The sequence below is a fragment of the Urinicoccus timonensis genome (assembly GCF_900232945.1).
GTDB lineage: Bacteria > Bacillota > Clostridia > Tissierellales > Peptoniphilaceae > Urinicoccus > Urinicoccus timonensis.
Genome location: NZ_OCTU01000001.1, coordinates 521,954 through 533,269, shown reverse-complemented (window position 1 = coordinate 533,269; position 11,316 = coordinate 521,954). Strand labels below are relative to the sequence as shown.

At 39.8% G+C, this 11,316-nt stretch carries 11 protein-coding genes and 1 pseudogene; 9 read left to right on the top strand and 3 right to left on the bottom strand.

Features of this window, described 5'->3' with window-relative positions:
* The first annotated feature begins 111 nt into the window (after positions 1-111).
* From pdxR to CS898_RS02520, 4 genes are all read left to right on the top strand, one after another.
* A complete protein-coding gene (pdxR, locus tag CS898_RS02535) occupies positions 112-1,512 on the top strand; it encodes a MocR-like pyridoxine biosynthesis transcription factor PdxR (RefSeq protein ID WP_099208004.1) in 1,401 nt (466 codons plus the stop codon).
* Entirely contained in the window at positions 1,509-2,519 is a 1,011-nt protein-coding gene (locus CS898_RS02530; RefSeq protein ID WP_099208003.1) for a hypothetical protein, read from the top strand. Before pdxR ends, CS898_RS02530 begins: the two co-directional genes overlap by 4 nt.
* A 19-nt stretch (positions 2,520-2,538) precedes the next feature.
* On the top strand, positions 2,539-2,760 hold the full coding sequence (locus tag CS898_RS02525; RefSeq protein ID WP_009430404.1) for a DUF951 domain-containing protein: 222 nt from the start codon (positions 2,539-2,541) through the stop codon (positions 2,758-2,760).
* Positions 2,761-2,876: 116 nt separating this feature from the next.
* Positions 2,877-3,908, top strand: coding sequence for a S66 family peptidase (locus tag CS898_RS02520; protein WP_099208002.1), 1,032 nt, complete (start codon positions 2,877-2,879; stop codon positions 3,906-3,908).
* Positions 3,909-3,958: 50 nt separating this feature from the next.
* On the opposite strand, the gene CS898_RS02515 is transcribed toward CS898_RS02520, so the two are convergent.
* The 3 genes from CS898_RS02515 to CS898_RS02505 all read right to left on the bottom strand — a co-directional run bounded on the left by CS898_RS02515 (position 3,959) and on the right by CS898_RS02505 (position 5,585).
* Complete coding sequence (locus tag CS898_RS02515) at positions 3,959-4,420, bottom strand: DUF3021 domain-containing protein (protein ID WP_099208001.1); 462 nt, start codon at positions 4,418-4,420, stop codon at positions 3,959-3,961.
* Positions 4,421-4,429: 9 nt separating this feature from the next.
* The gene (locus CS898_RS02510) at positions 4,430-4,870 is read right to left on the bottom strand and encodes a LytTR family DNA-binding domain-containing protein (protein ID WP_099208000.1); all 441 of its coding nucleotides are present in this window, start codon (positions 4,868-4,870) and stop codon (positions 4,430-4,432) included.
* A gap of 196 nt (positions 4,871-5,066) precedes the next feature.
* Positions 5,067-5,585 (bottom strand): nitroreductase family protein, encoded by a 519-nt coding sequence (locus tag CS898_RS02505; protein WP_009430190.1) that lies wholly within the window; start codon positions 5,583-5,585, stop codon positions 5,067-5,069.
* A 148-nt stretch (positions 5,586-5,733) separates the two neighbouring features.
* Here CS898_RS02505 and CS898_RS02500 point away from each other — a divergent pair, with 148 nt between their 5' ends.
* From CS898_RS02500 to CS898_RS02470, 5 genes and pseudogenes are all read left to right on the top strand, one after another.
* Positions 5,734-6,978 carry a S1C family serine protease gene (locus tag CS898_RS02500; RefSeq protein ID WP_099207999.1) on the top strand — a complete coding sequence of 415 codons (1,245 nt, stop codon included), beginning with the start codon at positions 5,734-5,736 and terminating at the stop codon, positions 6,976-6,978.
* Between the two features lie 207 nt (positions 6,979-7,185).
* Entirely contained in the window at positions 7,186-7,644 is a 459-nt protein-coding gene (tnpA, locus tag CS898_RS02495) for an IS200/IS605 family transposase (RefSeq protein ID WP_009430075.1), read from the top strand.
* 638 nt (positions 7,645-8,282) lie between these two features.
* Entirely contained in the window at positions 8,283-9,413 is a 1,131-nt protein-coding gene (locus CS898_RS02485; RefSeq protein ID WP_099207998.1) for an ABC transporter substrate-binding protein, read from the top strand.
* 2 nt (positions 9,414-9,415) lie between these two features.
* Positions 9,416-10,453: pseudogene (locus CS898_RS09985) on the top strand (FecCD family ABC transporter permease).
* Positions 10,453-11,196, top strand: coding sequence for an ABC transporter ATP-binding protein (locus tag CS898_RS02470; RefSeq protein ID WP_099207995.1), 744 nt, complete (start codon positions 10,453-10,455; stop codon positions 11,194-11,196). The pseudogene CS898_RS09985 and the gene CS898_RS02470 overlap by 1 nt, the downstream one beginning before the upstream one ends.
* The last annotated feature ends 120 nt before the right edge of the window (positions 11,197-11,316 follow it).

Genomic DNA, 11,316 nt, shown 5'->3' with positions numbered 1-11,316 from the left:
ACCTCCTTTGAGTTTTCGATATATAAATGAACATTCTAAGTATAACACAAAATGAATCTTAATGATTTTTTTTTCAAAATTTAGTATAATAGCCATAAAGGATGTGTAGAAATGCTATTTCCCAACTTAAATCCCAAACTCAAAACCCCCCTTTATGAGCAGCTCTACCTCCATATCAAGGAGGAAATCCATAAGGGGAACTTAAAAAAGGACCAACAGCTCCCGTCAAAAAGAGCCCTGGCCAGTTTTTTAAATATCTCCATCAACACCGTTACCGATGCCTATGAGCAACTGGTGGATGAGGGCTATTTACGGAGCCTGGAAAGAAGGGGCTACTTTGTGGAAGACCTCAACCTCCAATATGTCCAAGAAAGTGTTGAAAAGCTGGAAAGCTTTAGTGAGGCCAAGCCTGGTCACCAGGTGGACTTTTCCTTTAATACCGTAGATGAGGACCTCTTTCCCTATACGGTTTGGAGGAAGTGCTACCGGGATGCCGTAGTGAAAGACGGTGAGTTTTTAAACGATCCCAACCCCAAGGGGAGCCTGGGCCTGAGGGTAGAAATAGCCAAGTATATCTACAGCTCCAGGGGGGTGGATGTAAGCCCCCACCAAATTATCATCAGTGCCGGGACGGAGTTTTTACTCTTTCTCATTAACCAACTGGTCCCCCGAGATACGGTTTTTGCCGTAGAGGACCCAGGTTATGAACGCTTGAGCCATATTTTTGAAGTGGGAGGACGGAAGTTTTTACCCATTTCCCTAGATGAATCGGGAATGAAGACCCAGGACCTGGAAAAAAGTCCAGCCACCATTGCCTGTGTCACCCCCTCCCACCAGTTTCCCACAGGTTGTATCATGCCCCTGGCCCGGCGGATGGACCTTTTAGACTGGGCCCAAAAAAAAGAGGGCCAATACATTTTAGAAGACGACTATGATTCAGAATTCCGCTATAGCGGCCGGCCCATTCCCTCTCTTAAGAGCATGGACCTGGGGGACAGGGTCATCTATATGGGGTCATTTTCTAAGTCCATTTCACCGGCCTTGAGAATCTCCTATATGGTCCTACCCAAAAAGCTTTTAGAAATTTACCAAAACAAGCTGACGGTTTTTCAATGTCCCGTTTCGGCCTCCAGCCAAAGGGCCTTGGAAGTCTTTATCAAGACAGGATCTTTTGAAAAGCACCTAAACCGGATGCGGAACCACTATCGCAAAAAAAGAGAAGTTTTTGTCAAGAGCTTGGAAGAATACTTTCCCCAGGGGCAAGTCCAAGGTGAAGAAGCGGGGCTCCACCTCCTCCTCCACCTGGACAGCCCCCTGGATGAAGAAAGCCTGGTCCAGGGTCTGGTAGAAAAAGGCTATGCCCTAAGGGGGCTCAATGAATTTCGGTCCAAGGGGTCTAAGTCCACCAGTCCCACCCTGGTTTTAGGCTTTGGAAACCTGGGCATGGAAGAAATTCAAGGAAGTATCCGAGCCCTGAAAGAAGACATTACTAGGATGGAGGTAGAATATTGAAAAAATGGACAAAAGTGATTATCCTCCTCCTGGCTTTGGGAGGAATCTTGGCCTATCTTGTTTGGCCAAAAGACCATGCAAAAACCACCAAACTCCTTTGGAAAAAAGAAATCAACGGAGAAATCCAAGAAGCTAGGGCTATGGACCAGACTATTGCCGTTTGGGATGGAGACTACCTCTATCTCTACGACCTCAAGGGTCAGTTGCTTAAGAAGCTGGACAGGAGTCGGGAAAATTTAAAGGCCCAAATTGGCCAAAGTCATATCTACCTCTACCGGCCCGGAGACAAGATGCTGGAAATCCTAGATAAAAATGGGAAAACAGAAACCATAGTGACCTTAAAAGAAGACCTCTTCCAGGTCAAGGAAGAAGATGGCCAAACCATCATCCACTGCAAGGCAGACAACCATGAAGTCCTCTACCTGGTTAAGGGAAAGGCCACCGATCAAATCTTCAAAACCGACAACTTTATCCTGCAATTTGATGTCCACGACAAGGACAATTTTGCCGTCAGTGAACTTTCTACCTCGGCCTCGGGCTACAAGACCCGGGTCTACCGTAAGGATTCCGAAATGGACAAGTTCGACTTCCCATCAGAAGTGGGCATGGGCCTCTACAAGGGGAAAAAAGTCACCTATCTTATGACAGAAAAGCAATTGGTTAAGATCCAGAAAGACCAAATAAGTCATATAGACATCCCCCTACCTTCTGGGGTCGTCTTTAGGGAAAAAGAAGTCCATATCCTCCATAGCGGCATTATTAGCAGCTACAATAAAAAATTGGAGGAAAAGGGGAAGAATATCCTATCCATGAACGCCAGGGACTTTTTTGACAACCAAGGTAGTCTCTACGCCACAGCAGAAGGAGAAGTGGCCGGCAACCTAACGGATAAAGAAGTCTTTTACCAACCCCTGGGCAAGGAAATGGATGCCACTCATGTTTACAAGGATCTTGTTGTATCCTACCAGGACCAAAACCTTTGGGTCCACCAACTCGTCAACCAATAAAATTAAAAGGAGGCTTTCAATGTTAGTTTATCAAGTGGGGGATAAGATCACCTTAAAAAAAGGCCACCCATGTGGCGAAAACCTCTGGGAGATTCTAAGAACCGGTGTGGACATCAAACTCAAGTGCACCGGCTGCCAGCATACCATCTGGCTATCCCGTCTGGACTTTGAAAAACGGGTCCGAAAAATCCAAGAAGGAGACAAGCTGGTGAGTATTGTCCACCATAAAAAAGAAGACTAGGCCACAAGGCTTTTAAAAAAGGATGAGAAACCGGCAGGTAGAGACTTTTTGCTTGCCAGTTTTTATTCCATATTTTTGAGTAAGGAGATATAAGGAAAGACAGGAAGGAACAGAATATGAAAGTGAAAAAAATCGGCATTGTCAGTCTATCCAGTGGAATCTTAGGAGAAGACTTTATCCAACATGAAGTCAAGCTGGGAAAGGAAAGATTGGAGAAAATGGGCCTGGACATAGTTTTTTTGCCCCATGCCCTAAAGGGAATGGACTATCTTAAAAACCACCCCGAAGCCAGGGCCCAGGACCTTATAGAGGCCTTTCAAGACGACTCCATCGACATGGTCTTGTGTGCCATTGGAGGGGAAGATACCTACAGGCTCCTGCCCTATTTATTTGAAAAAGACCAGTTAAAAGAGGCAGTTCAAGAAAAAATCTTCTTAGGCTTTTCCGACACCACCATCAACCACCTTATGCTCTACAAGCTGGGACTTAAGACCTTTTACGGCCAGGCCTTCCTACCAGATGTTTGTGAATTGGCCCAGGACATGCTCCCCTATACAGAAAGTTACTTTAAGGAATTAATTGAGACAGGGACCATTAAGGAAATCCGGCCCAGCAAGGTATGGTACCGGGAAAGACAAGACTTTAGTGAAAAGAGTCTGGGCCAAGCGATGGAGAGCTACCCCGATACAGGTTTTGAACTCTTGAAGGGTCCGGGAGAATTCAAGGGAAAGATCCTAGGAGGCTGTATCGAGTCCATCTATACCCTATTCGACAATTCCCGTTTTGAAGATACGGTGGATTTATGTGAAAAATACCAGCTTTTTCCCAAACTAGAAGATTGGAGGGGAAAAATCCTCCTCTTGGAGACCAGTGAAGAAAAGTCCCATCCTGCCCTTTACCGAAAGATGGTCCGGGCCTTAAAGGACTATGGGCTTTTTGACCAGGTTCAGGGGGTCTTAGTGGGTAAAGCTCAAGACAAGGTCTACTATGAAGACTACAAGAAAATTTTACTGGAAGAGCTTCAAGACAAGGACCTGTCCCTGGTCTACAACATCAATGTAGGCCATGCCACACCTCGTTGTATTGTCCCCTTTGGCCTAGAGGCGGAAGTGGATGTAAAAGACCAGGTCATCCGCTTTGAATCTTAAGAGCAAAGAAAAACCACCCCTGGGGGTGGTTTTTTATCAATAGGGAAGTCTTATTCATCAACCAGGTGGTTGTGATTTCTTTCTAAGACCCGGTTCATTTCTTCGATTTTTCTTTTTTCAGCCAGGTAAATCAAGATCCAGATGACAAAATAAATCAGGATGAAGATAGCCAGGGAGATAAAGACGCTGGGAGTATTGGGGAACCAACGAAGGTAAAAACCAGTAAAGACGAAGTAGGCAAAAATCAAAAGAAAGTGGATGGCCGTTGCCTTGAAGAGGGATTTATTATTTTTCTTTGGGAAGAATTGTTCTCCCAAAAGAGAGACAAGTCCAAAGCCTCCATAGAGAAGAGTTTGGATGATTTTTACAAAAACTGGAGAGGGGTGGGATGCCATAAAGGCTGGAGTCCCGATAAAAACTTGGCCATAGATTAAGCTAAAAAGACATTCCATTAAGCTTCCAATCCCCACACCCAGGACAAAGGCTGGAATTATTTTTCGTAGAGTTTTCATACATACCTCCTAAAGCCCAAGGGCTTCTTTAAAATTTTTTAGACTTCTTCTGGAAACATAGGTTACTTGACCATTTTTTAATTCCAAGGCAATGGTTCCGGAAAAGGATAAGTCCAAGCTCTTGACATAGTCCAGGTTGACAATTTCTGACCGGGATATTTTAATGAATTGCTTTTTTGGCAGCCGGTCTTCTAATTGGTAAAGGCGTAGGCGGGTGGTGTAGGTATTGTTCATTGTATCTAGATAGACCTTGTTATCCAGGCCATAAAAGCGGAGGATGTCCCTGTAGGCCAGAATTTCAACATCGTCGCCAGAAAAGGCTGTAATCTTGTCTTGGGGGTGACCCAGGACCTGGTCCTTGATCCAATCTATTTCCTTGGAATAGGTCTTGGCATAAATTTTTACAGTGGTTTCTTCGTACTGGTCATCAATAAAGATTTCGACATTCATAAGAGCCTCCCTTCAAGTATTATTCTAGCAGGAAGGGACTGGATTTCCAGTCCTTTCTGGTAAGTGGTTGTTTTTATAAGGGGAACGGTCTTGGCAAATGGAAAGGGGCTTGGATTATAGGAAGGGGGAGGTGGTCATAAAAAAAGAAGCCCTGGAGATGTCTTCCATGGCTTCTTTTCTCTTAATAAAAAGGATTTTAAAAGCGGTTTTCGTGAATTTTTTCGTCAATGGGGAATTCCTTACGGGTCCGGACTCTTTCGTCCTTTTTCCCAATGGTAAGGATACCCAGGGCACCGTAATTATCAGGAATATTAAAGTAGTCCCGAACATAAGCTTCGGCATCTGCATTCTTGTCTGTGGTATTATCGTGGAATGGGAGATAGCCGGATTGGTAGTCTTCTTCTTGGACCAAAAGATCCAGGTAGGCAGTCGTCATGGCAGCTTCTTGGACCCAATACTTGCAAACGTCCTTATTGGCAACAATTAAAACAGCCAGGGGGGCGTCAGCCAGATGTTTGGCACCAAAGCGGTCCATGGCAGCCAGGTAGTCCATGTCTTCCTTTTCGCTTACGACAATAAACTCAACTGGGTGGGCATTGGCGTTGGATGGAGCCATGGAGGCATACATCAAAAGTTCTTTTAGTGTTTCCAGGGGCATTTTTTCATCGGTGAAACGGCGAACCGTTCTACGCTTTATAATGGTATCTTTAAGCATTTAATCCCTTCCTTTCATATTACTTATACCCAAATTTGATAATAAATATCTAGACCTTAGACATCTTAAGTTAAAGAACAGGTTCTTTTCACAAAAATTTCATATTTAAAAGCTATCATGAAGACAATAAAGAAAGGAAGGAGAAAAAATGGACCGAGAACCATTAAAAAACCAAGACTATTATGACCTGGAGGCAGCAGCCTACAGGCAAAGAAAAAAAGATAAAAAGAAACAAAGACGAGGGACCATTGCCTTGGCCTTGGTTTGCTCCCTAGTAGGAGGTCTGGTAGGGGCGGGTCTTATGAATGCCCTAAGACCCCCAGCCATGACCGGAACTAGTCCAGCTCCTGGGCAAAAAATTCAAATCCAGGCTTCCGATGATGCCAGTATTGGCCAGGCAGTAGCGGCCAAGGCCATGGATTCAGTGGTGGGAATTACCACAGAAAGTGTTCAAAACACCTTTTTCGGCCCTATGGCTGTCAAGGGGTCGGGATCTGGTTTTATCGTAGATAAAAAGGGCTATATCGTAACCAATGCCCACGTTGTGGCCAACCGGACTAAGAATACAGTCACCGCCCTCTTCAATGATGGGTCCCAAGAGGAAGCCCAAGTCCTATGGGAGGATCCCAGCTTGGACCTGGCCATTTTAAAGGTCAATGCCAAGAAAGACCTTTCTCCTGTAGACCTGGGGGATTCTGACAAGATCGCCATTGGAGAACCAGCCATTGCCATTGGAAACCCCCTGGGCCTGGACCTACAAAGATCTGTCACCAAGGGAATCATTTCAGGCTTGAACCGGTCTGTAGGGTCTGGCCAAGGCAACTATATTGATGGCTTAATTCAAACCGACGCCTCTATTAATGAAGGAAACTCCGGTGGACCCCTCTTTAATAGCCAAGGCCAAGTCATTGGGATTAACACAGCCAAGATTTCTTCAGCAGAAGGTCTGGGCTTCTCTATCCCCATCAACACCCTAAAGCCCATTCTTGACCAAGTCATCCAAACAGGCAGCTTTAAAAGTGTCAGCTTGGGTGTTGTGGTAGCCAATCCTGAAACGGTGGAAGACCACTACCGGGTCAAGCTGGGAGTCAAGGAAGGGGCCTTTGTCATGGATGTCTATCCTGGTGGGGCAGCAGCTGAGGCCGGCCTAAGACAAGGAGATATCATTACCCAATTGGGAGATCAGGCCATTAAAGATACCAATAGTCTGAAAAAACTGATGTATTCCTACAAGTTAGGGGACAAGGTTAAAATTAAGTATATCCGTAATAAAAAAGAAAGGGAGGCAGAAGTGACCTTCCAAGAAAGTCAAGACCTTCAAAAAAGGACTAAAAGCCAAGACCAGCTACAAGACCAAGTACCGAACTTTGGCGGCTCCTTTTTTGGCCAATAAAAAACCGACTCCAAAAGGAGCCGGTATGGAAAGAGACCTGAAACCAGGTCTCTTTTTTTATTGATGACTTTAGTCAGTTGAGCACGCAACGCGTGCGAAACAAAAAACTACCCGCTATGCGGGTAGGAAACAAAAGGTTATACCAAAAAATCACCTCAGTATTATAATAGAGTTGTTCAGACCTAAAATAATGAAGAGGTGATTTAAATGGTTCAAAAGGCAAATTCATTATCACACACAAAATGGATGTGTAAATATCATATTGTCTTTACACCAAAGTATAGACGAAAAATTGTTTTTAATCAATACCGAGACAGTTTGGGAGAAATATTTAGAACATTATGCAAATATAAAGGAGTCGAAATAATAGAAGGACATTTAATGCCAGACCATGTGCATATGCTAGTTAGTATTCCCCCAAAAATATCAGTGTCAAGTTTCATGGGATACTTGAAAGGAAAAAGTGCACTAATGATGTTTGACAAGCATGCAAACCTAAAATACAAATTTGGAAACAGACATTTTTGGGCAGAGGGATATTATGTAAGTACGGTAGGATTGAATGAACAAACAATAGCAAAGTATATAAGAGAGCAAGAGCAACACGACATAGCAATGGATAAATTAAGTGTAAAAGAATACGAAGATCCATTCAAGAGAAGATGAAGTAAAGCCCTTTAAGGGCAGGCTAAAGAGGCAAAAACAATAAGGTTTGAACAAAGTGAAAACCAGCGCCTTGAGACGCTGGTTGGTAATACTTGGGCTTATAGCCCGTGATCAAACCACCCGTTTTACGGGTGGTTATGATTTTATAAGATAGTTGCTGTAGAAATAAATTTATAATAGATATTTTATATCTTGAACTGATAGTTTAAGTACAACAAAAAACACTTCAGATTTTCTAATAAAAATATGACGCTAAAACAATCTTATCGAAGTCTCGAATTAATATTCAATAAAACTTAGGTGAACATCAATCTGTATCATAGGACAAAATCACCCAGGCATTACAATATTTATTTTACTTAGATTGATTTTAATTTTATCATCTCCCATAGATAACGTTTTTATTTTTTATCTGCGGTGAACCAGTTATAGTAAAGGACTATATTTTCAAATAAATATAAATAGATAGAAATAACTTGCAAAGGTTTAAAGCAGATGTTGTACTATAAAATGTATTTAGAAACGATATCTAATTTTATTTAGGGGTTATAAATTAGATGTTACATCATTTTGGTGAAAGTGTTTACTTAATGTAATGGAGGATAGACTCACTAAAAAATATTTTTAAGGAGCGCCTTATGAAAAAAACGACTAAATGCTTGCTATTATTTGTTCTTATTTGTATGACTTCCTTTATTGCCATTGGTTGCAATAAAAATGTGAGTCAAAACAAAGAAAACATCAATGCGGAGGAATCAAAATCCGCAGCTAATGATGAAAAGAAAGAAATAACATTGACGGATAATGTTGGAAGAAAAGTTACCCTACCTTATCCTGTGAAAACATGTGTTGTAGCAAATCGATATAATTCAGAACTAATTAGGGCTTCAGGGGCTATTGATAGAGTAATAGCCGTAGATATGAATACAGCACAAGATAGAGAGTATTGGTCTGAATTTGATCCGAATAATACAATAAGTAAAGGGGGAAATGATTTAAACTATGAAAAAATAGTAGAATTAAATCCCCAAGTTGTTATTTTACCTGCAAACGGTTCATGGGAAGAAGCAGAAAACAAACTTAAGGAATTTGGAATTAAGGTGTTTGTTATATCTGGGTATGATACAAGTGATTTTAAAAACCAAGTAGAAAATATAGGCAAAATGTTTGGTACTGAAGAAACAGCTAAAAAATTTTATGACTATTTCAATGATAAATTAGAATACATTAAAGCAAGAGTACCGGAAGACAAGCAAAAAACCTTGTATTTAGAACAAGTAACAGACTTTCAATCAACCATTCCTGGAGATTATTTCTTCAATATGCAAAAATTAGCTGGAGCTAAAAACATATTTAGTGAAAACTATGAAAATATTAACATTAATGAAATAAACCCAGAAGAAGTCATCAATAGAAATCCCGATGTTATAATAAAATTTCTAACAGCTGATGATGCAATGAGTGGAACTGGTTTGTACACACCACCTCGAAAAGAACAGTTTAAGGAAAAACTGGAAGAAATTAAATCAAGACCAGGCTGGTCGGATATTAAGGCTGTAAAAAATAATGATATTTATTTTATGACTCAGTTTAGTCATGGTGGTGCATCAAAACTAGTAGGAACAATGTTTATTGCAAAATGGATGTATCCCGATCTAGTTCCCGATTTAGATCCTTATGAAGTTTTTAGAGCTTGGATGGAAGATTTTCAAGGATTTAAAAATATTGATGGACATTTTTATACGGCTGATGAGTTAGAAAAGGAGTAGGAATGTCTATATCTAATCTTGTTAGAAAAAGAGAGGCTAAGAGATGGATTCTTCTTATCCTCTCTTTTTTAATATTAATCCTTATATCATTCTATACTAGCTCTCTTGGTGTAACAAATTCAACAATGTCGATGGTACTTGATACAATAATAAAAGCATTAAATGGCAAAGAATTGGCACAGGCCGAAAAAATAATTTTTAGTCTTAGATTGCCGAGGACCTTATTAGCGATTCTTGCAGGAAGTGGATTAGCAGTAGCCGGATCTATCATGCAAGGGATTACTGGGAATCCAATGGTGAGCCCCTTTACAACGGGTATTTCTTCAGCAGCAGGATTTGGTGCTTCATTAGCTATTGTCTTCGGGTTTAGTTTTTTTTCCAATTCAAACATGGGAATTGTTTCAAATGCTTTTTTATTTGCACTATTTGCGTCTTTTCTTATTTTTCTATTGGCCAGTAGATTTGGATATAAATCTCATGTTATAGTTTTATCTGGAATTGCAGTAAATTATTTGTTTCAGGCTTTAGCCACAACTGTATAGTTTGTAGCTGATGATGCCAAATTGGCAAGTGTAGTTAATTGGAGTTTTGGCTCTATTAATAGTGCCACTTGGTTGCATTGTAAAATTGTTTTGATTGTCTGCATCCCATCAATCATTATTTTGATGATTTGTAACAATAAATTGAGTATATTATCTATGAACAATGATGAAACGGCAACATCCATGGGAGTCAATACAAAAATTCTAAGGCTATTGGTAAACATATTGGCTACATTAATTACAGCGTCAATCATCAGTTTTACAGGAATTATAGGGTTTGTAGGATTGGCAGCGCCACATATCAGTAGAAGTTTGGTTGGTAATATCTATAAGTTTTTAATACCGTTGTCTATGATAGTGGGGAGCATTTTATTATTAATATCGGATACAATAGGGAGATTAATTTTGGCACCTGTTGTTATACCGGTAGGGATTATAATTTCTTTTATTGGAGTTCCCATTTTTCTAATACAAGTTTTAAGAAAAAGAGGTGTCTAATGCCTTTAGTAGTAAAAAATATCAATTTTTCTTATGGAAATCAAAAAGTATTAAGAAACATAAATTTTGAAATTAATGATGGAGAAATAATGGCGATTATCGGTCCGAATGGAACTGGAAAAACAACGCTATTAAAGAATATACTAATGATTTTAAAGGGAGCAGAAAGTATAAAGTATGGGGATATAGATTTAAAAAAATTATCAATAAAAGAAAGAGCAAAATATATTTCATATGTACCACAATCTATAGAAACAAATTTTGGAATTTTAGTGTATGAGTATATACGTTTGGGCCAACAAAATACTCCAAAGAAACAAAGAGATGAAGATTTAGATCAATTATTTAAGAATTTTCAAATTGAAAAATTTGCCGGGAAAATGGTTCATCAACTTTCAGGAGGAGAACGTCAAAGAGTTATTATAGCTAGAGCTTTAGCGCAAAATCCAAAAGTTTTGTTATTAGATGAACCTACCAGTGCATTAGACTTAAAATATGAAAAACAAACAATGGAATTATTAAAACACATTGCTGAAGAAAAGAAAGTTACAATACTTATGACTGTTCATGACATAAATATTGCATCTATGTATGCTGACAAAATATTAATCCTTAAAAATACAGATATACTAAGTTTTGGTGTACCCAAAAATGTCTTAACTATAGATAATTTAGAGAAGGCTTTCGAAACAGAACTAGATATTATTGATTATCATAGTAGAAAAATAGTTATATTAAAATAACTTGAAAACTAATTAAGTATAAAGAATTAGGGTTATTTAATTGCTGTAAGCATGCAATATCTATAATAATAAAAAGGTTACTCCATTAAAAAATATATATAAGACAAATTAAAAACAAAA